The sequence below is a fragment of the Cognatiluteimonas sedimenti genome (assembly GCF_022808325.1).
Lineage (GTDB): Bacteria > Pseudomonadota > Gammaproteobacteria > Xanthomonadales > Xanthomonadaceae > Cognatiluteimonas > Cognatiluteimonas sedimenti.
Genome location: NZ_JALGCL010000001.1, coordinates 105780 through 129359 on the forward strand (window position 1 = coordinate 105780; position 23580 = coordinate 129359).

The 23580-nt window shown below is 70.2% G+C and carries 23 protein-coding genes and 1 tRNA gene; 14 read left to right on the forward strand and 10 right to left on the reverse strand.

The annotated features are described in order from the left end of the window. The first annotated feature begins 42 nt into the window (after positions 1-42). Both MQC88_RS00500 and MQC88_RS00505 read left to right on the forward strand, forming a co-directional pair. Entirely contained in the window at positions 43-447 is a 405-nt protein-coding gene (locus tag MQC88_RS00500; RefSeq protein WP_243318189.1) for a bleomycin resistance protein, read from the forward strand. Between the two features lie 176 nt (positions 448-623). Beyond that, on the forward strand, positions 624-1184 hold the full coding sequence (locus tag MQC88_RS00505; protein WP_243318191.1) for a dihydrofolate reductase family protein: 561 nt from the start codon (positions 624-626) through the stop codon (positions 1182-1184). 232 nt (positions 1185-1416) lie between these two features. Here the strand turns inward: MQC88_RS00505 and MQC88_RS00510 are convergent, their stop codons facing one another. Both MQC88_RS00510 and MQC88_RS00515 read right to left on the reverse strand, forming a co-directional pair. Continuing rightward, positions 1417-1905 carry an SRPBCC domain-containing protein gene (locus MQC88_RS00510; RefSeq protein WP_243318193.1) on the reverse strand — a complete coding sequence of 163 codons (489 nt, stop codon included), beginning with the start codon at positions 1903-1905 and terminating at the stop codon, positions 1417-1419. Next, entirely contained in the window at positions 1902-2243 is a 342-nt protein-coding gene (locus MQC88_RS00515; RefSeq protein WP_243318195.1) for an ArsR/SmtB family transcription factor, read from the reverse strand. The genes MQC88_RS00510 and MQC88_RS00515 overlap by 4 nt, the downstream gene beginning before the upstream one ends. 285 nt (positions 2244-2528) lie before the next feature. Between MQC88_RS00515 and MQC88_RS00520 the strand changes: the two genes are divergently transcribed. Next, entirely contained in the window at positions 2529-2825 is a 297-nt protein-coding gene (locus tag MQC88_RS00520) for a hypothetical protein (RefSeq protein WP_243318196.1), read from the forward strand. A gap of 60 nt (positions 2826-2885) precedes the next feature. Here the strand turns inward: MQC88_RS00520 and MQC88_RS00525 are convergent, their stop codons facing one another. From MQC88_RS00525 to cysS, 4 genes are all read right to left on the reverse strand, one after another. Then, the gene (locus MQC88_RS00525; RefSeq protein WP_243318198.1) at positions 2886-4400 is read right to left on the reverse strand and encodes an FAD-dependent oxidoreductase; all 1515 of its coding nucleotides are present in this window, start codon (positions 4398-4400) and stop codon (positions 2886-2888) included. 157 nt (positions 4401-4557) lie between these two features. After that, a complete protein-coding gene (locus MQC88_RS00530) occupies positions 4558-5817 on the reverse strand; it encodes an MFS transporter (RefSeq protein ID WP_243318200.1) in 1260 nt (419 codons plus the stop codon). Further along, positions 5814-6254 carry a SufE family protein gene (locus MQC88_RS00535; protein WP_243318203.1) on the reverse strand — a complete coding sequence of 147 codons (441 nt, stop codon included), beginning with the start codon at positions 6252-6254 and terminating at the stop codon, positions 5814-5816. The genes MQC88_RS00530 and MQC88_RS00535 overlap by 4 nt, the downstream gene beginning before the upstream one ends. Before the next feature lie 101 nt (positions 6255-6355). Next, positions 6356-7765: a cysteine--tRNA ligase gene (cysS, locus tag MQC88_RS00540; protein ID WP_243318205.1), complete on the reverse strand. Its 1410-nt coding sequence runs from the start codon at positions 7763-7765 to the stop codon at positions 6356-6358. A gap of 175 nt (positions 7766-7940) precedes the next feature. On the opposite strand from cysS, the gene MQC88_RS00545 reads away from it, so the two are divergent. From MQC88_RS00545 to argH, 8 genes are all read left to right on the forward strand, one after another. Further along, complete coding sequence (locus MQC88_RS00545) at positions 7941-8402, forward strand: hypothetical protein (protein ID WP_243318207.1); 462 nt, start codon at positions 7941-7943, stop codon at positions 8400-8402. 288 nt (positions 8403-8690) lie between these two features. Further along, positions 8691-9740, forward strand: coding sequence for an N-acetylornithine carbamoyltransferase (locus MQC88_RS00550; RefSeq protein ID WP_243318208.1), 1050 nt, complete (start codon positions 8691-8693; stop codon positions 9738-9740). A gap of 48 nt (positions 9741-9788) precedes the next feature. After that, positions 9789-11033 carry an argininosuccinate synthase gene (locus MQC88_RS00555; RefSeq protein ID WP_243318210.1) on the forward strand — a complete coding sequence of 415 codons (1245 nt, stop codon included), beginning with the start codon at positions 9789-9791 and terminating at the stop codon, positions 11031-11033. 89 nt (positions 11034-11122) lie between these two features. Continuing rightward, on the forward strand, positions 11123-12214 hold the full coding sequence (locus MQC88_RS00560) for an acetylornithine deacetylase (RefSeq protein WP_243318212.1): 1092 nt from the start codon (positions 11123-11125) through the stop codon (positions 12212-12214). A 98-nt stretch (positions 12215-12312) separates the two neighbouring features. Then, positions 12313-13659 carry an acetylglutamate kinase gene (locus tag MQC88_RS00565; RefSeq protein WP_243318213.1) on the forward strand — a complete coding sequence of 449 codons (1347 nt, stop codon included), beginning with the start codon at positions 12313-12315 and terminating at the stop codon, positions 13657-13659. Further along, positions 13656-14273: a GNAT family N-acetyltransferase gene (locus MQC88_RS00570; RefSeq protein ID WP_243318214.1), complete on the forward strand. Its 618-nt coding sequence runs from the start codon at positions 13656-13658 to the stop codon at positions 14271-14273. Before MQC88_RS00565 ends, MQC88_RS00570 begins: the two co-directional genes overlap by 4 nt. After that, on the forward strand, positions 14266-15222 hold the full coding sequence (argC, locus tag MQC88_RS00575; RefSeq protein ID WP_243318217.1) for an N-acetyl-gamma-glutamyl-phosphate reductase: 957 nt from the start codon (positions 14266-14268) through the stop codon (positions 15220-15222). Before MQC88_RS00570 ends, argC begins: the two co-directional genes overlap by 8 nt. Before the next feature lie 131 nt (positions 15223-15353). Further along, complete coding sequence (gene argH, locus MQC88_RS00580; protein WP_243318219.1) at positions 15354-16643, forward strand: argininosuccinate lyase; 1290 nt, start codon at positions 15354-15356, stop codon at positions 16641-16643. Between the two features lie 81 nt (positions 16644-16724). On the opposite strand, the gene MQC88_RS00585 is transcribed toward argH, so the two are convergent. After that, positions 16725-16801, reverse strand: a tRNA-Pro gene (locus MQC88_RS00585). Between the two features lie 123 nt (positions 16802-16924). Here MQC88_RS00585 and hisS point away from each other — a divergent pair. From hisS to MQC88_RS00600, 3 genes are read left to right on the forward strand one after another with little or no spacing between them, the layout of a single operon-like run. Then, positions 16925-18277 (forward strand): histidine--tRNA ligase, encoded by a 1353-nt coding sequence (hisS, locus tag MQC88_RS00590; protein ID WP_243318221.1) that lies wholly within the window; start codon positions 16925-16927, stop codon positions 18275-18277. Further along, positions 18274-20046: an HAL/PAL/TAL family ammonia-lyase gene (locus MQC88_RS00595; RefSeq protein ID WP_243318224.1), complete on the forward strand. Its 1773-nt coding sequence runs from the start codon at positions 18274-18276 to the stop codon at positions 20044-20046. The genes hisS and MQC88_RS00595 overlap by 4 nt, the downstream gene beginning before the upstream one ends. Further along, positions 20043-21626 (forward strand): calcineurin-like phosphoesterase C-terminal domain-containing protein, encoded by a 1584-nt coding sequence (locus tag MQC88_RS00600; RefSeq protein WP_243318226.1) that lies wholly within the window; start codon positions 20043-20045, stop codon positions 21624-21626. The genes MQC88_RS00595 and MQC88_RS00600 overlap by 4 nt, the downstream gene beginning before the upstream one ends. Here MQC88_RS00600 and mtnC read toward each other — a convergent pair whose 3' ends face one another. From mtnC to MQC88_RS00615, 3 genes are read right to left on the reverse strand one after another with little or no spacing between them, the layout of a single operon-like run. Then, complete coding sequence (gene mtnC / locus MQC88_RS00605; RefSeq protein WP_243318228.1) at positions 21627-22331, reverse strand: acireductone synthase; 705 nt, start codon at positions 22329-22331, stop codon at positions 21627-21629. After that, positions 22328-22888: a 1,2-dihydroxy-3-keto-5-methylthiopentene dioxygenase gene (locus tag MQC88_RS00610; RefSeq protein ID WP_243318230.1), complete on the reverse strand. Its 561-nt coding sequence runs from the start codon at positions 22886-22888 to the stop codon at positions 22328-22330. Before MQC88_RS00610 ends, mtnC begins: the two co-directional genes overlap by 4 nt. Beyond that, positions 22885-23529 carry a methylthioribulose 1-phosphate dehydratase gene (locus MQC88_RS00615; protein ID WP_243318232.1) on the reverse strand — a complete coding sequence of 215 codons (645 nt, stop codon included), beginning with the start codon at positions 23527-23529 and terminating at the stop codon, positions 22885-22887. The genes MQC88_RS00610 and MQC88_RS00615 overlap by 4 nt, the downstream gene beginning before the upstream one ends. Between the last annotated feature and the right edge of the window lie 51 nt (positions 23530-23580).

Genomic DNA, 23580 nt, shown 5'->3' on the forward strand with positions numbered 1-23580 from the left:
GATTCAGGTGTTAGGCGGCACTTGGTGCATCTAGGAGCGCCCATGAAAGCAAGCTTGTTGGCCGCCCATCCTGTACTCATGGCCAAGGATGTGGCGGAGTCTGTGCAGTTCTATCGCACGCTTGGATTCTCGCTGGCATTTGCAGACCGACCGGAGGCACCGCGATACGCGGGCATCGTCCGTGACGGCGTTGAGCTGCACATTCAGTGGGCAGACGCGACGCAGTGGGCGTATCCAACTGATCGTCCTGCGTATCGATTCCGCGTTACGGACGTGGATGCGATCTATCAGGAGTTCCTCGCAGGCGGCAGCATCAACGCAACGACTGGCCAGGGCAGCCCGTGGTCGTCTCCCGCAGAGACGCCTTGGGGTACGCGTGAGTTCCACCTGCGTGATCCTGGGCAAAACTCACTCCAGTTCTACCAACCACTGTCAGGTGCCGCCTGACATTTCGTCTGGCTGTGCCGCTCACAGATGCGCACATTGATAAGCAATCGGCGCTAACAAGGAATTGCTGGTACGTGCTGGATGGTAAAGCTACGGCATAAGGCTTCCAGCTGCCGGCTATTGAAATCCAATCGTTCATTTGATGACGCCGCCAAACCTGTCTTGAGCTTGTCCCCATGGGCCTTCTGACCTTCAGCATCAACCTCACCCTGGACGGCTGCGTCGACCACCGGGAAGGCATCGTCGACGACGAGACGCACGCCTTCTTCACCGGGCTCATGGACGCGAGCGGGGCGATGCTGTGGGGCCGCGTCACCTATGAGCTGATGGAGGCCTACTGGCCAGCGGTTGCCCGCGGCGACACGGAGGTACCGGCGGCCATGCGCGAGTGGGCGGTCAAGCTGGAGGCCAAGCCGAAGTACGTGGTGTCCTCTACGCGGACCGACTTCCCTTGGGCCAACAGCCAGCACATCGCCGGTGACCTGCGCACGGGCGTGCAGAAGCTCAAGGACGCAACGCCATCCGGCGTCCTCCTGGGCAGTGGCAAGCTCGCGAACGCGCTGGACCGGCTTGACCTGATCGACGAGTACAGGTTCCTCGTCCACCCCAGGATCGCCGGTCACGGCCCGACCCTGTACCAGGGTGGGCTGCCCGGCACGCGACGGCTCGAGTTGATCTCGGCGACCGCGCTGCGCGATGGCGCGGTCGCCATGCACTATCGGCGTGCGCGCGGCTGACACGTGATCCCGGCCGAAGCCGCTTCTGGACTCGGCGCACTTCGGGTTTCTGGCCTGCAGCACGCCGTGGGCATCGGCGCCCGGTGTCCGCCGACCTTCATGAAGCAATGAGGCCGGGCCGCGCTGCGGCCTTGGGCCCCGGCCCGGTCGCGGGGCTTCGATGCCTTCCCGCGAAGCCGGTGTGTCCTGGCGGGCGGTGCCGTCCTGCTGGCGCCCGCCGCGGCCGGCGCGGCTACTTCATCGCCAGCACATGCTCGACGAACTGGTCGACGGCGATCGTCGTGCCTTCCGCCCAGCCGGACGCCATGTCCTTCTCGAAGTCCGCCGCGTCGCGGTGCAGCGCGGTGAACACGTAGCGCGTGCCGTCGCCCTGGCTCTCCATCGCCATGATCGCGGTGATCGGGACGTCGTCGAAGACGGCGGGGCGGTAGCCGGGGAACAGCATCGAGGTCCAGACCAGGCGCTGCATCGGGATCGCTTCCAGGATGCAGCCGACGTTGGGGAACGACTTGCCGTCCGCGGTGGCGATGTCGATGCTGACGATGCCGCCGGGCCGCAGGTCCAGCTCGGCGTTGGTCACGCGGCCCCATTGCCTGGGCATGTACCACTGCTTGAGGTGCTCGGGCCGGGTGAGTGCTTCCCAGGCCAGGCGCACGGGTGCGTCGATGACGCGTTCGATGGAGAAATCGAGTTTGGGGTCGAACTTGAACGGGTTGCTCATGTGCCGGATTCCTTCGCCTTGAGTTGGTGGACGTACTGGTCGAACTGGTCGAGCCGTTGTTCCCAGGTTTTGCGTCGTGCCGCCAGCCAGTCCTCGGCGACCTGCAGGCGCTCGGGCGCGAGCTCGTAGGTGCGCACGCGGCCGCGCTTGTTCGATTTCACCAGCCGGCTGCGTTCGAGCACCGAGAGGTGCTGCACGAACGAGGGCAGCTTCATGTCGAAGCCCGCGGCCAGCTCGCCGACGCTGGCGGGGCCGGCCGACAGCCGCGCCAGCACGTCGCGCCGGGTGCCGTTGGACAGGGCGTGGAAGACGTCGTCGGTGGCTGCGGATGGGGCCATGGCAGGCAACTCCGATGGGGCGCGGGATGGACGGTCCGGGCGGGAACCGGCACCGGACAATACTAAGGTAAGCAACTAACTAATGGCTGTCAAGCAGGCGGCCACCGGGCCGGCCGACCGGGGGGTTCGGCGCGGGAGGCCGGGCGGGGGCGTGTCGGTCCAGCCGCCGGAAAACGGATCCTGAATGCACGTCCGGCGGCCGCGCGAAAGCCGCCGCGGATGCTTGGCGTCTTCACGCCGTTGGCGCTAGATTCCCGCTCCGGTCCATGCCCCTGGAGCGGAGGGATGGGAGAGCAAGCACGCTATTCCATGCACGTCGGCAACATCGGCCAGCCGGAAATCGACCTGCTCGAATGCCTGGTCCGGATCGATACCGGGCAGGCGCTCGACCCCCGTTCCGGAGGGATGGTCCAGCGCCTGGTGGAGGCGGGGTTGGTCGATCGCTACGACGACGGCATGCGCCTCACCCTGGCGGGGATCGAGCGCTGCCAGTCGCTGCAGCATCGCGTGGCCAGCGACAAGGAAGCGGCCAGGGTGCTGGCGGCCCGTGGGCTCCTGCTGGCGGAGTCGCGGAGCCGGTAACGCTGCTGCTTCGCTTCCGGCGTGTTCGACCTGCAGCGCGCGCAGTCCGGCACGCCGCGATCAGCCGCGCAGCTGCGCCTCGATCCGGAGGTTTTCCAGGTCGCGCCCAACCGAGGCCGCGGCGACCAGCCTGCCGCCGCGCAGGTAGCGCGCGGTGAAGTCACGTGCTGCGAGGTCGCCGTCGATCCGCACGTCGTCCCAGCCCTGGGCGTTGCCGGTGAAGCGCAGTTCCAGGTCGTACTGGTGGGTCCAGAAGAACGGCACGTCGAGGAAGGCGTCGGCGGCGCCGAGCATGTTCGCGGCGGCGAGCTGGCCCTGGCGTTGCGCGTGCACCCAGTGTTCGACGCGCGCGCGTTCGCCGTCGCGTTGCGGGTAACGGGCGACGTCGCCTGCGGCGTAGTGGCCGGGGAGCGACGCCTGCAGTTGCGCGTCGACCAGGATGCCGTTGTCGACCTCCATCCCGGCCGCGGCGGCGAGCGCGGTGCGCGGCGTGACGCCGGCGCCGACCACCAGCAGGTCGGCGGGCACGCGGGTTCCATCCTCGAGCGTAAGTGCCTTGCCGTCGAACCCCGTGGCCTTGGCGCCCAGGTGGAAGGCCACGCCGTGCGCGCGGTGCAGCTCGGTGAGGAACGCGCCGAGTTCGGGCCCGAGCACGCGTTCCATCGGGATCGCTTCCGGCGCCACCACGTGCACGGCGAGCCCGCGCGTGCGCAGCGCGGCCGCGGCTTCCAGGCCGATGAAGCCGGCGCCGATGAAGGCGACGCTGCCCGCGCCCTCGGCGGCGGCGATGATCGCGCGGGCATCGGCCAGCGTGCGCAGGCTGAAGACGTTGGGGCGGTCGAAGCCGGGCGTGGGCAGGGTCCGCGGTTCGGCGCCGGTGGCCAGCAGCAGCGCGTCGTAGCCGAAGCGTTCGCCGCCGGCCGCCACGACTTCGTGGGCGCCGGTGTCGATCGCGGCGACGTCGCAGCCCAGGTGCAGGTCGATGCCGTGCTTGGCATAGAAGTCGTCGCCCTGCAGCGGGACCCAGTCTTCCTGCGCGGTTCCGGCGAGGTAGTCCTTGGACAGGTTGGGGCGGTCGACCGGCGCGGCCGCGTCGGCGCTGAGCAGGGTGATGCTGCCGTCGTGGCCGAGTTCGCGCAGCCGGATCGCGGCCGCGTAGCCGGCGGCGCCACCGCCGACGATGACGATGCGTCGCGGCGCATCTTCAGGCACCTTCGGTGCCGGGCGTGGTGCGTCGTCCTGGCCGCGCACGAACACGCGGTCGCCGACGATGTCGGTCCGCCACGTGGCCAGCGGCGCGAACGCCGGCGCGCGCAACGCCACGCCGGTGCGCAGGCTGAAGCAGGCGTGGTGCCACGGGCAGCGCACTTCGCCATCGACCACCAGGCCTTCGGACAGCGGCGCGCCGTAGTGCGTGCAGCTGCCGCCGACGGCGTGGATGCCGTCGTCCAGCCGCGCCAGCAGCACCGGCTCGCCATCGACGTGGCCGGCGAGCACGCCCTCGGCGGGAATGCTGGACAGCGGCACGCCCTGGCTGAAATCGGGGCCCGGCGGCGGGGTGTCGGAATGGGCCATGGCGCGACTCCTGCGGTTGTCCTGCGACAGCCCGCAGTCTATGCCGGGGCCGGCCGGGCACACGAAATGGGTGTGTCAAGCGCCCTGCAGGCCGGCTTTGGCGCATGCTGGCCGGATCAGTCGCGCGGACGAAGCGCTCGCCCGCAACGGGGCCGTGTCACTGCAGTTCGCGCAGGTCCAGGCGCCGCAGGCGCGGTGCGCGCACGGCGGTGATCGCCACCACGCCCAGGGTCACGCAGCCGCCCAGCACCACCGCCGGCACCAGTCCCAGCAGCCGCGCCATGGTGCCGTCGTAGAAGGCGCCGAGTTCGTTCGACGAACCGATGAAGATGCCGTTGATCGACGACACCCGCCCGCGCATGTCGTCCGGCGTGGCCAGCTGCAGGATGGTCGAACGCATCACCACCGACACCCCGTCGCACATGCCGTACAGCACCAGGATCGCCGCCGACAGCCAGAAGTGCCGCGACAGGCCGAACGCGATCGTGCACAACCCGAAGCCGGCGACCGCGAACATCAGCACCCGGCCGGCGTGCTTTTCCAGCGGATGCCGCGCCAGCCACAGCGCGACGCAGATCGAACCCGCCGCCGGCATCGCGCGCAGGATGCCCAGGCCTTCCGGGCCCCAGTGCAGGATCTCGCGGATGAAGGCCGGCAGCATCGACACCGCGCCGCCCAGCAGCACCGAGAACATGTCCAGCGCCATCGCGCCCAGCATGATCTGGTTGCCGAACACGAAACGCAGGCCTTCGTGGATGCTGGCGAACACCGGCGCGCGCTGCAGCAGCAGCGGCGGCTCGGTGACGCGCAGCCGGTACACCGCGACCGCGGCGGCCGCGCCGAACGCGCCGGCGACCGCATAGGCCTCGGCGACGCCGGCCCAGCCGACCAGCACGCCGCCCAGCGCCGGGCCGATCACCAGGCTGGCCTGGAACACCACGCTGCCGAAGCTTGCGCCGCGCACGAACTGTTCGCGCGGCAGCACCCGCGCGAACAGCGCGTTGTACACCGGCGTCAGGAACGCGCGGACCATGCCGGTGAGGGCGATCGCCGCGTAGATCGGCCAGGTGGCGCTCTCGCCGAGCGCGGTGTGCGCGATCGCCGCCAGCGCCAGCGCGGTGACCATCAGCCCCAGGCCCGCGAGCGCGCCGAGCGTGCGCCGGCGCAGGTGGTCGACCAGGTAGCCGGCAAACGGCGCGACGCAGAAGTAGGGCACGATCTCGGCCAGGCCGACCAGGCCGAGCGCGAACGGATCGCGGGTGATGGTGTAGATGTGCCAGCCGACCGTGACCGCGACGATCTGGTACGACAGGCCGGCGCAGATGCGGTACAGCAGCAGGGCGAGGAAGGCGCGGTTGTGCAGCGGCGAACTGGCGGGCGCGGCGGCCGCGGTGCCGGCGTCGGCGCCGCTGCTCATGCGGCGGCTTCGCGCGCGCGGTCGCGGATGAAGGCCAGCAGCGCGGCGAGGCCGTTGCTGCGGGTCGGCGAGAGGTGGCTGGCGAGCCCGATGGCGGCGATGTAGTCGGGCTGCGTGGCGAGGATCTCGGCGGCCGGCCGCCCCGAATACACGCGCAGCGCCAGGTACACCAGGCCCGAGACGATCGCCGAGTCGCTGATCGCGGCGAAGTCCAGCCGCGATGCGTCGCCCGAAGGCACGATCCAGACCATCGACTGGCAGCCCTGCAGGCGGTGCTCGTCGGTCTTCCACGCCTCCGGGAATTCCGGCAGCTTGCGGCCGAGGTCGATCAGGTACTGGTAGCGCTCCGACCAGTCGCCGAAGAACGCGAACTCGTCGGCGATCGCGGCCTGCGCTTCGGCGGCGGTGGCTTCGAGCGGGAAGGGGGTGTCGTTCAAGGCTGCCTCGTTGTTGCCGTTTCTCGTAGGAGCGGCTTCAGCCGCGACTTCCTGCCGCCTGGGTCGCGGCTGAAGCCGCTCCTACATTTCATGCATGCCGGTCATGCGCGCTTCCAGCGCACGCCCTGCGGCGTGTCTTCCAGCGCGATGCCTTCGGCGGCGAGCTGGTCGCGGATGGCATCGGAGCGGGCGAAGTCGCGGGCTTGCCTGGCCGCGTTGCGTTCGTCGATCAGCGCCTGGATGCGGGCGTCGTCGTCGCCGGAGGCGCCGCGCGCGAACCATGCCGCCGGATCCTGCTGCAGCAGCCCGAGCGCCAACCCCGCGCCCAGCAGTTCGCCCTTCAGTGTCGCCAGTCGTGCGCGCGCGCCGTCGGCGCCGGCATCATCGCCGCCATCGCCCAGGGTGCTGCGCAGCGCGCGCGCTTCGGACGCCAGTTGCGCCAGCAGCGACAGCGCCTTCGGGGTGTTGAGGTCGTCGTCGAGCGCGGCCTCGACGCTCGCGGGTATCGTGGCGTCGGCATCCACGCCGGCCAGGTCGCGCAGCGTGCCGTACAGGCGGTCGAGCGTGCGCACCGACTGCTCGATCAGCGCATCCGACCAGTCCAGCGGCTGCCGGTAGTGCGCCGACAGCAGCGCCAGCCGCAGCGCCTCGGGCGGGTGCGCCTGCAGCAGGTCGTGGACCTTCTCGATGTTGCCCAGCGACTTCGACATCTTGGCGCCGCCGAAGTTGAGCATGCCGTTGTGCAGCCAGAAGCGCGCGAACACCTCGCCGCCGTGCGCGCATTCGCTTTGCGCGATCTCGTTCTCGTGGTGGGGGAACTGCAGGTCGACGCCGCCGGCGTGGATGTCGATGGTCCGGCCCAGGTGGTCGGCGGCCATCGCCGAGCATTCGATGTGCCAGCCCGGGCGGCCGCGGCCCCAGGGCGAGTCCCAGCCGGGCAGGTCGTCGCCGGAGGGTTTCCACAGCACGAAATCGCCAGGGTCGCGCTTGTACGGGGCCACTTCCACGCGCGCGCCGGCGAGCATGTCCTCGGGATCGCGGCGCGAAAGCTTGCCGTAGCCGGCGAAGCTGCCCACGGAAAACAGCACGTGGCCTTCGGCCGCATAGGCGTGGCCGCTGGCGACCAGGCGCTCGATCATCGCCACGATCTGCGGGATGTGCGCGGTCGCGGCCGGCTCCAGGTCCGGGGCGGCGATGCCCAGCGCGGCCATGTCGGCGCGGTAGGCGGCGGCGTACCTGTCGGTGATGGTCGCGATCGGGACCCCGAGCTCGCGTGCCGCGGCGTTGATCTTGTCGTCGACGTCGGTGATGTTGCGGGCGTAGCGCAGGTTGCCGTAACGCCGCCGCAGCAGCGCGGCCAGCACGCCGAACACGACCGGCCCGCGCGCGTTGCCGATGTGCACGTAGTTGTAGACCGTGGGCCCGCACAGGTACATGGTCGGGCAGGCCGGGTCCAGCGGCGCGAACGGCTCCAGCCGCCGCGTCAGGCTGTTGTGCAGGTGCAGGCTCATCCGCGGGTGGAAACGGGAAGGAAGCCAATTCTAGCGGTCGCGCGCGGGCGACGACAGCCGGCCGATGACAGCGGCGATTCATACCCTGCGGCCGCCCAGCGCATACACTGCTTGCCCCGTGAGCCACCGATCCCCGCCAGCGCTGCGAACGTCCCGATCGGGAGCATGGCCCGCCATGCGCAGGCTGCTGTTGCCGGCGTTGCTGCTGGCCGCGTCCGCGGCGCCGGCGCTGGCGCAGGAAACGGTGATCCCCAGGCAGAACATCCGCACCGGCTATGCCCAGGTGCTGCGGGTGGAACCGGTGTTCCAGACCCTGACCGCCACCCGCATGGAGCAGCAGTGCAACGGCAAGGTGGTGCCGCCGAACGACCCGCCGCGCGGGCTCTCGCGGATCGTCGGCGCGGTCAAGGATGCGCTCACGCCCAGTGCCGATGGAGAATCCGTCGAAGAAGCCGCCCCCGCGCCCGCCGACTGCGAGCTGGTGCCGGTCCAGCGCGAATTCCGGCGCCCGATCGCCTATGACGTGGATTACGTCTACAAGGGCATGAAGTACCGCTCGCGGCTGCCCTACGACCCCGGCAACCGGCTGCGGGTGCGGGTATCGGTGACCCCGTTCGTGCCCGACAGCGGGCGCTGAGCCCTCCGTGTGCCGCCCGCGCGGCACCGGCCTTGCAAGCCCGGTGGCTGCGTGCGAGGATGCGCGCCCGATGACCCAGACCCGCGCCGACGCCGTTGTCCAGACTTCCGCCTACCTGGCGGCGGGCATGACCTCGCGCGCGCGCCGACCGGAATTCCCTCCTGCTGGGTAACTCCGGACGCATCGCCGCATCCAGAAAAAGCCCAGCCCCGCGCTGGGCTTTTTTGCTTTCGCGCTTCCGCTTTTCCGCCCCACGAACCACGAGCCAGTCCGATGCAACCCGCCCCGATGCAGCCCGCCCCCATACAGCACTTCCTCAACACCCAGGACCTTTCGCGCGCCGGGCTGGACGCGCTGCTGGCCGAAGCCGCCCGCTACAAGCGCCACCGCGCCGGCGACGCGCTCAAGGGCAAGTCCATCGCGCTGCTGTTCTTCAACGCTTCGCTGCGTACCCGCGCCAGCTTCGAGCTGGGTGCGTTCCAGCTGGGCGGCCACGCGGTGGTGCTGCAACCGGGCAAGGACGCCTGGCCGATCGAATTCGAGCTGGGCACGGTGATGGATGGCGAGGCCGAGGAGCACATCGCCGAAGTGGCGCGGGTGCTCAGCCGCTACGTCGACCTGATCGGGGTGCGCGCGTTCCCGAAGTTCGTCGACTGGTCGCAGGATCGCGAGGACCGGGTGCTGCGGGGTTTCGCGCGCCATGCCACGGTGCCGGTGATCAACATGGAGACGATCACCCACCCCTGCCAGGAACTGGCGCACGCGATGGCGCTGCAGGAACACTTCGGCGGCAGCGAGCCCGGATCGGATCCGGAACGGGTCCTGCGGGGGAAGAAGTACGTGCTGACCTGGACGTACCACCCGAAGCCGCTCAACACCGCCGTCGCCAATTCGGCCTTGACCATCGCCACCCGCATGGGCATGGACGTGACCCTGCTGTGCCCGACGCCGGACTACGTGCTCGACGAGCGCTACATGGGGTGGGCTGCGCAGAACGTGGCCGAGAACGGCGGCTCGCTGCGGGTCAGCCACGACATCGAATCCGCCTACGCCGGCGCCGACGTGGTCTATGCCAAGAGCTGGGGCGCGCTGCCGTACTTCGGCAACTGGGAGGCCGAAAAACCCATTCGCGACCGTTACCGGCATTTCATCGTCGACGAGGCGAAGATGGCGCTCACCAACGACGGCGTGTTCTCGCATTGCCTGCCGTTGCGCCGCAACGTCAAGGCCACCGACGCGGTGATGGATTCGCCGCGCTGCATCGCCATCGACGAGGCCGAGAACCGCCTGCACGTGCAGAAGGCGGTGATGGCCCGGCTGGTCGCGCAGCGCGCATAGGGCCCAGCGCCCGCGGCGTTCCATCACACGTTTCCAGGAATCACTCCCATGTCATCGCAATCCCCCTCCTCGAGTCACCTATTGCCGGTCCCGGGCCCCGGTTCGACGGACATCGTGCTCGCGTTCTCCGGCGGCCTCGACACCAGCTTCTGCGTGCCCTGGCTGCAGGAGCAGGGCTGGAGCGTGCATACCGTGTTCGCCGATACCGGCGGCGTCGATGCGGCCGGGCGCGAGGCGATCGAACAGCGCGCCGCCGAACTCGGGGTCGCCTCGCACGTCACCGTCGATGGCGGGCAGGCGCTGTGGGACGGCTTCGCCAAGCCGTTCGTCTGGGCGGGCGAGGGCTACCAGGGCCAGTACCCGCTGCTGGTGTCGGATCGCTACCTGATCGTCGATGCGGCGCTGGCACGCGCGCGCGACCTGGGCACCGACGCCGTCGCGCATGGTTGCACCGGCATGGGCAACGACCAGGTGCGCTTCGACCTGGCGGTGAAGGCGTCCGGCGACTACCGCATCGTCGCGCCGATCCGCGAAATCCAGAAGCAGCACACGCAGACGCGCGCCTACGAGCAGGCCTACCTGGAGCAGCGCGGCTTCGGCGTGCAGGCCAGGCAGAAGGCCTACACCATCAACGAGAACCTGCTGGGCCTGACGATGTCCGGCGGCGAGATCGATCGCTGGGAAGCGCCGGGCGAGGGCGCGCGCGGCTGGTGCGCGCGGCGCGAGCAATGGCCGGCCGAGCCGCTGCAGGTGGCGCTGCGTTTCGTCGCCGGCGAGGCGGTGGCGCTGGACGGCAAGGAACTGCCCGGCGCGCAACTGCTGGCGCAGCTCAACACCATGTTCGCGCAGTACGGCGTCGGCCGCGGCCTGTACACCGGCGACACCACCATCGGGCTCAAGGGCCGGATCGTGTACGAGGCGCCGGGCCTGGCCGCGTTGCTGGCCGCGCATCGCGCGCTGGAAGAGGCGGTGCTGACCAAGCAGCAGAACCGGTTCAAGCCGGAGGTCGCGCGCAAGTGGGTGGAGATCGTGTACGAGGGTTTCTTCCATGATCCGCTGAAGACCGACCTGGAGGCGTTCCTGGCGTCGTCGCAGCGCATGGTCAGCGGCGAGGTCGTGCTGGAGACGCGCGGCGGCCGGGTCGACGCGGTCGCGGTGCGCTCGCCGCATCTGCTCGCGGCCGCGGGCGCGACCTACGCGCAGAGCGCCGACTGGGGCGTGCAGGAGGCCGAGGGCTTCATCAAGCTGTTCGGCATGAGCAGCACGCTGTGGGCGAAAATCAACAACCTGTAGGAGCGGCTTCAGCCGCGAGCTCCTGCCTTGTCCATGTGGGAAAAGCTCGCGGCTGAAGCCGCTCCCACAACCAGCCGGAATCGATCCGAATGCTCGACGCGGTCCTTGAACACCTCGAAGCGCTGGTGTCGTTCGATACCCGCAATCCGCCGCGCCGGATCGGCGTGGGCGGCATCTTCGACTACATCCGCGCGCAACTGCCGGGGTTCCGCTGCACCGTCAGCGACCATGGCGACGGCGCGGTGTCGCTGCTGGCGCTGCGCGGCCATCCGGCGCGGGTGTTCAACGTGCACCTGGACACGGTGCCGTCGTCGCCGCGGTGGTCCGCCGATCCGCTGCGGCTGCGGGTCGACGCCGATCGCGCGATCGGCCTGGGCGCTTGCGACATCAAGGGCGCGGCCGCGGGCCTGATCGCGGCGGCGAACGAGACGTCGGGCGATGCGGCCTTCCTGTTCGGCAGCGACGAGGAAGCCAACGACGCGCGCTGCATCGAGGCCTTCCTCGGCAGTGGCCACGGCTTCCGGGAAGCGATCGTCGCCGAGCCGACCGGTTGCGAAGCGGTTCTGGCGCATCGCGGCATCAGTTCGGTGCTGCTGCAGTTCAAGGGCGAGGCGGGGCATGCGTCCGGCGCGAAGGCGCTGGATGCCAGTGCGCTGCACCGGGCGATGCGCTGGGGCGCGAATGCGCTGGAGCTGGTCGAATCGCAATCGCACCTGCGCTTCGGCGGCCTCACCGGGCTGCGATTCAACATCGGCCGGGTGGAAGGCGGGATCAAGGCGAACGTCATCGCGCCCGCTGCCGAGGTGCGCTTCGGCTTCCGGCCGCTGCCGTCGCAGGACATCGACGAGCTGCACCTGCGCCTGGGCGCCTGCGCCGCGCCCGGTGCGCTGGAGAGTTACCGGGAAACCTTCCGTGGCCCGGCGTTGCCGGCGGGCGACGTGGCGGCGGCGGAGGAGCAGCGGCTGCTGGCGCGCGACCTCGCCGACGAGCTGGGCCTGCCGATCGGCAACGCAGTCGATTTCTGGACCGAGGCTTCGCTGTTCTCCCGCGCCGGCATGACCGCGATCGTCTACGGCCCCGGCGACATCGCCCAGGCGCACGCCGCCGACGAATGGGTGGCGCTGGAGCAACTGCAGCGGTATGCCGAATCCATCGTCCGCATCCTTGGAGCCGTGCACTGACCTTGTGGGAGCGGCTTTAGCCGCGAGTTTTTCCTCACCCAAAAAAGCTCGCGGCTAAAGCCGCTCCCACAGACGCCGCTCCTACAAGACTATTGGCCATGATCAGCCCCGTCCACGACCCGCAAACCCGCCAGACCATCGTCCGCCTGCTTTCCAGCATGGGCAGCGCCAAGGAGATCTCGCAGTACCTGCGGCGCTTCTCGCAACTGGACGCGGCGCGCTTCGCCGTGGTCAAGGTCGGCGGCGCGGTGCTTCGCGACGACCTCGAGGCGCTGACCTCGTCGCTGGCGTTCCTGCAGGATGTCGGCCTGACCCCGATCGTGGTCCACGGCGCTGGACCGCAACTCGACGCGGAGCTGGCCGCCGCCGGCATCGGCAAGCGCACCGTCGATGGCCTGCGCGTGACCTCGCCGGAAGCGCTCGCGGTGGTGCGGCGCGTGTTCCAGGCGCAGAACCTGAAGCTGGTCGAAGCGCTGCAGGCCCAGGACGCGCGCGCGACTTCGATCGTCTCGGGCGTGTTCGAGGCCGATTACGTCGACCGCGACGGCCTCGGCCTGGTCGGGGCGGTGCAGCGGGTGGGCACCGCGCCGATCCAGGCCAGCCTGCAGGCCGGTTCGATCCCGGTGATCGCCAGCCTCGGCGAGACCGTCGGCGGCCAGATCCTCAACATCAATGCCGATTTCGCCGCCAATGCGCTGGTGCAGGTGCTGCAGCCGTACAAGATCGTGTTCCTCACCGGCAGCGGCGGCCTGCTCGACGCGCAGGGCCGGGTGATCGATTCGATCAACCTGTCGAGCGAATACGCGCACCTGATGGCGCAGCCGTGGATCGACGGCGGCATGCGGGTCAAGCTGGAACAGGTCAAGCAGCTGCTCGATGGCCTGCCGCCGGCCTCGTCGGTATCGATCACCAGGCCTGCGGAACTGGCCAAGGAGCTGTTCACCCACAAGGGTTCGGGCACGCTGGTGCGGCGCGGCGAGCGCGTGCTGCAGGCGGCGTCGTGGGCCGAGCTCGACCTGCCACGGCTGCGCGGACTGATCGAATCCGCGTTCGGGCGCCGGCTGGCCGCCGACTACTTCGAGCGCACCGCGTTGCATCGTGCCTACGTCAGCGAGAACTATCGCGCCGCGGTCATCCTGACCGACGAGGGCGGCCGGCCTGGAACGAGCACGTGCTATCTCGACAAGTTCGCGGTGCTGGACGACGCCCAGGGCGAGGGCCTGGGGCGCGCCGTGTGGCAGGAGATGCGCGAACGCACGCCACGCCTGTTCTGGCGCTCGCGCCGCGGCAACCCGGTCAACCCGTTCTATTTCGCCGAGTGCGACGGCTGCATCAAGCAGCCGCGCTGGAAGGTGTTCTGGTACGGTTTCGACGCGCTCGACGACATCGCCCGCTGCGTCGAGCATTGCCGCACGCGGCCGCCAACGCTGGAGGAACCGGCATGACCACCACGGCCACCACCGCCGACTGGACGCGGCCGCCGCACCTGCACGGCCGCCATGTCGCGCTGGAACCGCTGCAGCCGGCGCATGCCGACGGCCTGCGCGCCGCGGCCGCGGACGGCAGCCTCTGGGAACTGGCGTACACCAACGTGCCGATGCCGGGCGAGGTCGAGGCGTGGATCGAGGCCGCGCTGGCGATGCAGGCCGCGGGCGCGGCGCTCGCATTCACCGTGCGCGATGCCGGCGGCCGCATCGTTGGCACCACCCGTTATTACGACCTGCTGCCGCAGACGCCGCGGTTGCAGATCGGCTACACCTGGTACGCGCGCTCGGTGCAGCGCACCGGCCTGAACACGGAGGCCAAGCTGCTGCTGCTCGGGCACGCGTTCGAGGCGCTGGGCTGCGCCTCGGTCGGGCTGCAGACCAGCACCCGCAACGCCGCGTCGCGCGCCGCGATCGCGCGCCTGGGCGCCACCCAGGAGGGCATCCTGCGCCATCACCTGCGCCATCGCGACGGCAGCCTGCGCGATACCGTCAACTTCTCGATCCTCGGCAGCGAATGGCCGGCGGTGAAGGCCGGCCTGCTGCAGAAGCTGGAGCGCCACGCCAATGGCTGAGCCCGCGATCACGCTCGGCATCGTCGGCGCGCGCGGGCATACCGGCGCCGAACTGATCGGCCTGGTGGCGGGGCACCCGCGCTTCGAGCTGGCCTTCGTCACCTCGCGCGAGCGCGCCGGCCAGCGTGTCGCCGACCACGTCCCGGCCTGGCACGGCGACCTGCGCTACAGCGCGCCGGAACACGAGGCATTGCCGGGGATCGGCGCCGATGCGGTGGTGCTGGCGCTGCCCAACGGCAAGGCGGCTGCCTGCGTCGCGGCGTTCGACGCCGCCGGTGCGGAACCGGTGATCGTCGACCTGTCCGCCGACTATCGCTTCGACGACAGCTGGTACTACGGCCTGCCCGAACTGACCCGCGGCGCGTATCGCGGCCAGCGGCGGATCAGCAATCCCGGCTGTTACGCCACGGCGATGCAGCTGGCGATCGCGCCGATGCTGGACGTGCTCGACGGCCCGGTGCAGTGCTTCGGCGTGTCGGGGCATTCGGGCGCCGGCACCACGCCATCGGACCGCAACGACCCGGAAAAGCTGCGCGACAACCTGATGCCGTACGCGCTCACCGGCCACGTCCACGAACGCGAAGCCACGCGCCACCTCGGCCATGCGGTCGAGTTCATGCCGCACGTGGCCCCGCATTTCCGCGGCATCATGCTGACCGCCAACCTGCACCTGGCGCGCGCGTGTGCGGCCGACGAGGTGCTGGCGCGCTACCGCCAGCGCTATGGCGGCGAACCGCTGGTGCGCGTGCTCGCAGGCGAGGCGCCGTGGGTCAGTCGCATCGCCGGCGCGCAGCATGTCGAGATCGGCGGCGTCACCCTGTCCGCGGACGGCCACCGGCTGGTGGTCGTCGCCACCGTGGACAACCTGCTCAAGGGCGCGGCGACGCAGGCACTGCAGAACCTCAACCTGGCCTTCGGCCTCCCCGAATCCACCGGTATCCCCATGTAAACGCGGCTCCGTGGGAGCGGTTTCAGCCGCGAGCTTTTCGCGCGCATCGCCAAGTGCAAGAGCTCGCGGCTGAAGCCGCTCCCACAAAAACACGCAGCGACCGAAGCACACGCAGCACAGGAATCAAGCCAATGTCCGACCTGCTCTGGCAAAAACCCGGCATCGCCATCGATGCCCGCATCCAGGCGTTCCTCGCCGGCGACGACGTGGTGCTCGATCGCGAGTTCTTCCTGCACGACATCGCCGCCAGCCGCGTGCACGCGCAAGGGCTGCATCGCATCGGCATGCTGTCCGCGGACGAGCTGGCTGGATTGCTGCGCGAACTCGACGCGCTTGCCGTCGATTTCCGCAGCGGCGCCTTCGCCCTCGACGCGCGCCACGAGGATGGCCACTCCGCGATCGAGGCGCGCCTGGTCGAGCGCCTGGGCGACGCCGGCAAGCGCATCCATGCCGGGCGCAGCCGCAACGACCAGGTACTGGTCGCCAACCGCCTGTGGCTGAAGGACCGGCTCACGCAGTTGCAAGCGCTGGCGCGCGAGGCGGCGGCGATCGCGCTGGACCGTGCCGAAGCCGAGATGCTGCTGCCGCTGCCCGGCTACACCCACCTGCAACGCGCGGTGGTGTCCTCGGCGGGCATGTGGTGGGCGGGTTGGGCTGAGGCCTTCATCGACGACGCCGAGCGCGCCGCGGCGACCCGCGCATGGATCGACGCCAATCCGCTCGGCACCGCCGCCGGCTACGGCATCAACCTGGCGCTGGATCGCGACCATGCCACCACCGCGCTCGGTTTCGCTCGGCTGCAGGTCGCGCCGACGTACGCGCAACTGTCACGCGGAAAATTCGAACTGGCGGCGCTGGAGGCGCTCGGCAGCGCGATGCTCGACCTGCGCCGGCTGGCCTGGGACCTGAGCCTGTTCACCAGCGCCGAGTTCGGCTTCGTCGCCCTGCCGCCGCAGTACACCACCGGCAGTTCGATCATGCCCAACAAGCGCAACCCGGACGTGGTCGAGCTGATGCGCGGCACCTATGCCAGCGTCGCCGCGGCGCGCACCGAGATCGAACAGCTGCTGTCGCTGCCGTCCGGATACCATCGCGACCTTCAGGTGTCCAAGGGCGCGCTGTTCCACGGGTTCGGCAAGGGCCTGCAGGCGCTGGCGTTGCTGCCGGGACTGCTGCGCGACCTGCAGTGGCAGCCCGAAGCGATGCGCGCGGCACTCGATCCGTCGTTGTATGCCACCGACCTGGCGGTGGAGCTGGCGAAGCAGGGCGTCCCGTTCCGCGACGCCTATCGGCAGGCGGCCGATCCCGCACGCTGGCGGGCGCGTGATCCGGAAGCCAGCCTGCAGGCGCGGACATCGCCCGGCGCGGCCGGAGAGCCGCGGCTGGCCTCGCTGCGCGCGCGCCTGGATACGCTCGGCTAGTCCCCGGCCCGCCGCCCGCGCGACGCGCGGGCAAAAGAAAACCGGCGCATGGCCGGCTCTCCGTTAACACCTTGATTCGATTGGTCGGGGAGACAGGATTTGAACCTGCGACTTCTACGTCCCGAACGTAGCGCTCTACCAGGCTGAGCTACACCCCGACAGGTGAGCCCGGCATTGTAAGGACTGGGCCCGGGGGCGGGCAAGGCCCTCCGGCCTGCCATCGGCGGATCGGCGGCCGCCGGCTACACTGGTCAGCTGAGCCAGTGCCCGGAGTTTCCCGCTTGATCAAGCCCCGCACCCCGCCCGGCGTCATGGAGCTGCTGCCGCGCGAGCAGGTCGCGTTCCAGCGCATGCTCGACGCGATCCGCGCCACCTTCGAGGCCTACGGCTTCCTGCCGGTGGAGACGCCGGTGTTCGAGCTGACCGACGTGCTGCTGACCAAATCCGGCGGCGAGACGGAGCGCCAGGTGTATTTCGTGCAGTCCACCGGGGCCTTGGAGAAGGGCGGCGAAGGACGGCCGGAGCTGGCATTGCGCTTCGACCTGACCGTGCCACTGGCGCGCTACGTCGCCGAGCACGAGCACGACCTCGCATTCCCGTTCCGCCGCTACCAGATGCAGCGCGTGTACCGCGGCGAGCGCGCGCAGCGCGGCAGGTTCCGCGAGTTCTACCAGTGCGACATCGACGTGATCGGCAAGGACAGCCTGTCGATCCGCTTCGACGCCGAGATCCCGGCGGTGATCAACGCCACCTTCGAGCGGCTGGCGATCGGCGAGTTCACCATCCAGTTCAACCACCGCAAGCTGCTGCGCGGCTTCTTCGAAGGCCAGGGCATCGAGGGCGAGCGGCAGTTGCTGGTGCTGCGCGAGCTGGACAAGCTCGACAAGCGCGGTGCGGATGCGGTGGCGGCGACGCTGGCGGGGGAGGGCTTCGGCCTGGCCGGCGACGTCGTGGCGCGGCTGATGGCGTTCTCGCGGGTGCGTTCCAATGGCCACGACGACGCCATGGCCCGGCTGGATGCGCTGGGCGCCGGGACGCCGCTGTTCGAGGAAGGCCGCGACGAGCTGCGCCAGGTGCTGGCGCAACTCAAGGCGCTCGGCGTGCCGGAGTCGCGCTATGCGCTCAACCTGTCGATCGCGCGCGGCCTGGACTACTACACCGGCATCGTCTACGAGACCACGCTGGACGCGCACCCGGAGATCGGCTCGATCTGCTCCGGCGGGCGCTACGACAACCTCGCCAGCCACTACAGCAAGTCGAAACTGCCGGGCGTGGGCATCTCGATCGGGCTGACGCGCCTGTTCTTCCAGTTGCAGGAGGCGGGCATCGTGCCCACCGCCGAGAGCTCGGTGGAGGTGCTGGTCGCGCTGATGGACGAGGCGCGGCTGGCCGATGCGCTGTCGCTGTCGCAGCAGTTGCGCGCCGCCGGTTTCAACGTCGAGACCCAGCTGGAACCGCGCAAGCTGGCCAAGCAGCTGCAGTACGCCGACCGCGCCGGGATCCGCTTCGCGGTGATCCGCGGCGACGACGAGGCCGCGCGCGGCGTGGTCGCGGTCAAGGACCTGCGTCGCGGCGAACAGTTCGAGGTCGCGGACTCCGGCCTTGCCGACGCCTTGCGGGGGGCGCGCGCATGACCGCGGTGATGCTGGATGGCGTGTCGCTGACGCGCGCGCAGTTGCTCGCGGTGGCCAACGGCGCCCCGGTCGAACTCGACCCCGGCGCCTTGCAGGCGGTGGCGCGCGCGGCCGGTTTCCTCGCCGCGCAGGTCGAGCGCGGTGAGCCGATCTACGGCATCTCCACAGGCTTCGGCAGCAACGCCGACAAGCTGCTGCCCGCCGACGGCTGCCTGCGCGAGCAGCTGCAACGCAACCTGGTCATCACCCATGCGGTGTGCGTGGGCGAACCGTTCGCCGCCGACGTGGTGCGGGCGATGCTGTGCATCCGCATCAACACGCTGCTGCGCGGGCACTCGGGCATCCGCGTGTCCACCCTGCAGGCGCTGGCGGCGATGCTCAACGCCGGCGTGGTGCCGGTGGTGCCGCAGCTCGGGTCGGTCGGCGCCTCCGGCGACCTGGCGCCGCTTTCGCACCTGGCGATCGTGCTGCTGGGCGGCGGCGAGGCGCTTTTTGGCGGCGAGCGCCTGCCCGGCGGCGAGGCGCTGCAACGGGCGGGGCTTGCACCGGTCACGCTCGGCCTGAAGGAGGGCCTCGCGCTCAACAACGGCACCGCGCAGATGCTGGCCACCGGCGTGCTGGCGCTGGCCCGGCTTGAAGACCTGCTCGACACCGCCGACCTCGCCGCGGCGATGACCGTCGATGCCTTCGCCGGCCGCCTCGGCGCGTTCGCGCCGGAGGTGCACGCGCTGCGCCCGCACCCGGGCCAGGTACACGTGGCCGCGCGCCTGCGCGCGCTGCTCGAGGGCTCGACCCTGGCCGGCATCGACTACCACCTGGTGCCGAAATTCCACCCGGGTGAATGCGCGTTCGACATCGCCTGGCAATGGGCGCCGGATGCGAAGCCGCCGTTCCGCGGCGGCAAGAAGGTGCAGCCGCAGGACAGCTACTCGCTGCGCTGCGTGCCGCAGGTGCACGGCGCGGTGCGCGACGCGGTCGCGCAGGCCGCGCGCGTGCTGGAGATCGAACTCAACGCGGTCACCGACAACCCGCTGGTGTTCCCCGACGCCGAGGCCGATCGCGCGGTGGTTTCCGCCGGCCACTTCCACGGCATGCCGCTGGCGCTGGCGATGAGCTACGCCAAGGCCGCGATCCCGGTGCTGGCATCTATTTCCGAGCGCCGCCTCAACAAGCTCGTCGACCCGGCGACCAACGATGGCCTGCCGGCGTTCCTGGTCGGCAACGAGGACGGCACCGAATCCGGGCACATGATCGTGCAGTACACCGCCGCGGCGATCGTCAACGACCTCGCCAGCCGGGCGATGCCGGCGTCGGTGTACTCGATCCCGACGTCGGCCAACGCCGAGGACCACGTGTCGATGGGCGCCAACGAGGCGCGCCACGTGCTGGCGATGGCCGCCGATCTCGGCAAGGTGCTGGCACTGGAGCTGTTCACCGCCGCGCAGGCGCTGGACGTGCGCCTGCGCATGCTGCGGACGGCACAGGAGCTGGCCGCCGATGCCGCGGCGTTCGCGGCGAAGGTGCAGGGCGGCCCGGTCGGCGACGGCGAGGCGCGCGCATCGTTCCTGGCGCAGGTCGACGAACTGCGGGCGGACCTGCGCGGGGCCGGCGCGTTCCGCCCCGGGCGCGTGGTCGCCGCGGCGCATGCGGCGATCCGCGAACGCATCGGCTTCCTCGAACGCGACCGTGCGCTGGACGGCGACGTGCGTGCCGCGATCGGCATGGTCGAGGACGGCAGCGTGTTGGCGGCGGCGCGGGCGGCGGAGTGACGGCGGCCCGTTTCGGCCCGCTGCTGGCGCTCGCCCTGCTGGCGCCTGCGGGTGCCGTGGCAGCGGCGCAGTTGGGCGGCACGGTCTTCGAGGACGCCAACGGCAACGGCAGGCGCGATGCCGGGGAACCGGGGATCGCCGGCGTGGCCCTGTCCAACGGTCGCGACATCGTGCGCAGCGCGACCGATGGCAGCTACGCGATCGCTGCGCGCGCCGACGATGTCGTGTTCGCGATCAAGCCGGCCGACCGCCGCTTCGGCATGCGTGCGGACGGGCTGCCTGCATTCTGGCGCGTGGGCACGCAGGCCGCGCATGGCGCCGGGTCCGGCGCGGGCAACGCTGCCGGCCCTCCATTCGATGTCGCGCTTTCGCGCCGCCGAAACGTGCGCGGACCGATGCAGGTCCTGCTGTTCAGCGATCCGCAGGTGGCATCGCTGGTCGACGTCGATTACTACTACACGGACATCGTCGCCCCGCTGGCCGGCACGAGCGCCGCCCTCGGCATGACCCTGGGCGACCTGGTCGACGACGCGCCCGACCTCTATCCGGCGCTCAACGCCGTCACCGCGTCACTGGGCGTGCCCTGGCTGCACGTCGCCGGCAACCATGACATCGATGCCGGCGCGGCCAGCGATGCGGACAACTTGCGGACGTTCCATGCCCGCTACGGCCCCGATACGGTCGCGTGGGAAGAAGCGCAGGCGACCTTCATCGGCCTCGATGACGTCATCGCCATGCCCGGCCAGCGCCCGGCCTACGTCGGTGGCCTGCGCGAAGACCAGTTCGCCTTCCTCGAGGCCTACCTGCCGACGGTGCGCAAGGACAGGCTGCTGGTGGTCGCCGCGCACATCCCGTTCTTCGATACCGCGCCGGCGGGGGTGCCGCCGACCTTCCGCGCCGCCGACCGCGAACGCCTGTTCGCGTTGCTGCGCGATTTCCCGCACGTGCTGCTGCTCAGTGGCCACACCCACAACCAGATGCACGTCTTCCACCAGGCTGCGAATGGGTGGCACGGCGCGACGCCGTTGCACCAGTACAACGTAGGCGCCGCCTGCGGTGCGTACTGGTCGGGCGTCGAGGATGCGCAGGGCGTGCCCGACAGCACCATGGGCGACGGCACCCCGAACGGATACGCCGTGCTGGCGGTCGCAGGGCACGGCGACTACCGGCTGGCCTGGCACAACGCCCGCGACGCCGCCGACAGCCAGATCGGCCTGCACGCGCCGAAGGTGTTGCGCCGCGGCGCGTACCCGGCGTTCGGCGTGTACGCCAACGTGTACATGGGCTTCGACGGCGGCCGCGTCGAATACCGCATCGACGAGGGCGACTGGAAGCCGATGGCGAAGGTGCTGGCGCCCGATCCGCGGTTGCTGGCCGAAAACGCGCGCGACGACGAGGCCGACGCGCTGCGCGGTTACGACCGCTCCCCGGAGGCCACGCCGTCGACGCACCTGTGGCGTGGCGTGCTGGCGACCGACCTGGCCGCCGGCAGCCATCGCGTCGAGGTCCGCTACTTCGATCCCTGGCGTGGCGAGCAGCGGGCTGCCACCGATTACCGGCTCGACGAACCCGCGCCGTAGCTAGGCCTGCAGCAGCGCGTCGACTTCGTCGAAGGATTCGACGCGGGGATGGCCGTTGCCGGCGTTGGCGTCGCGCGGCTGCGGGTAGTCCTCGCGCCGGTCCAGCAACACCGTGCGCATGCCGGCGTCGCGCGCGGCGTCGAGTTCGGCGACCACGTCGGACAGAAACAGCATGTCTTCGGGGCTGCGGTCGAGCTGGTCGGCGATCAGCCGGTAGCTATCGGCGTCGCGCTTGTGCCCGACCTCGGTGTCGAAGAAGGCGCAGAACAGCGGCGCGAGGTCGCCGGCTTCGGAATGGCCGAACAGCAGCTTCTGCGCGGCGACCGAGCCGGAGGAGAACACTGCCAGGCGATGGCCGCCCTCGTGCCAGCGGCGCAGCGATGCGGCGGCGTCGGGATAGACGTGGCCCCGGTAGTCGCCGCGTTCGTAGCCTTCGCGCCACATCAGGCCCTGCAACGCCTTCAGCGCGGTGTGCTTGCGGTCCTGGTCGATCCAGCCCTGCAGGGTCTCGACGATGACCTCGTCGCTGCAGACGGCGCCGTTCTCGACCGCGACCCGGTCCAGCCAGCGCCGCACTTCGGGGTCATGGCCGTGCTCGCGCACGAAACGCGGCAGCTCTCGGCGCGCGTACGGGAACAGCACGTCCTTGACGAACGAGATGGCGCTCGTCGTGCCTTCGATGTCGGTGAGGATGACGGGCTTCATCGGTCGCCTTGCCCGGGCTCGAGGCGCGGGAACCGTTGCGCGATGTCGGTGCCGGTGAAATGCCCGACCCAGCCGTCGGGCTCGGTGAAGAAGCGGATCGCGACGAAGCTCGGCTCCGGGCCCATGTCGAACCAGTGCTTCGTGGAATCCGGCACCGCGATCAGGTCGCCCCGGGTGCACAGCACTTCGTAGACCCGGCCGTCCACGTGCAACGTGAACAGGCCGGAGCCGGCGACGAAGAAGCGCACTTCGTCTTCCTTGTGGAAGTGCTCGTCGAGGAACTTGGCGCGCATCGCCTCGCGCTGCGGATTGTCCGGCGCGATGCTGACCACGTCGACGCTGCGGAAGCCGCGCTGCGCGACCAGGCGGTCGATGTCGGCGCGATAGGCGGCCATGACCTGCTCGGGCGCGGCGCCGGGCGCGACCGGTTGCGTGGCCTGCCATTGCTCGAAGGCCACGCCGATCTTCGCCAGTTCGGCGGCCATGGCGTCGCGATCGGTGGTCGCGAGCAGGGCCTCGTCGGGATGCTCCTCGGCGAAGATGCGCAGGCGGCTCATTGCGGGCATCCCAGTTTCCTCAGTTCCAGTTCGCAGCCCAGCAGGAATTCGAACGCTTCCAGGTGGCGGCGTGCCTCGGCCATGTCGGCGCCCCAGGCGTACAGGCCGTGGCCGTCGATCAGGTAGCCCCAGAGACGCTGGCGGTCGAGCAGGGCGTCGACCTGCGCGGCGAGGGTCGGCATGTCCTGGGTGTTGGCGAACACGGGGACGTCGATCGCGGCTTCGTGGGTGGTGTTGCCGGCGAAGGCCTTGAGCAGTTCGTAGCCTTCCAGGTGCACGCGCCCGACGCCGGCGTACAGCCGCGAGGCGATGGTCTGCACCTGCGAATGGGTGTGCAGCACGCAGCCGATGTCCGGGAAGCGCCGGTACAGCTGCGTGTGCAGCAGGGTTTCCGCCGAGGGGCGGTGGTCGCTGCCGACCGCCCGGCCGTCGAGGTCGACGACCATGATGTCGTCCTCGGTCAGGCGGCCCTTGTCGCGCCCGGAGACGGTGATCGCGGCATGCCTGGGGTCCAGCCGGCGCGAGAAGTTGCTGCTGGTCGCCGGTGTCCACCCGGCATGCGACAGCTCGCGCACGTTGGTGATGATCTCGCCGGCCGTGTGCCGCAGTTGCTGTGTGTCGTAGGGCAGGGGAGCGCTCATGGCCGCAGTTTAGCGCGGGCAAAAAAGAACGGCGCCACCGGCGCCGTTCTT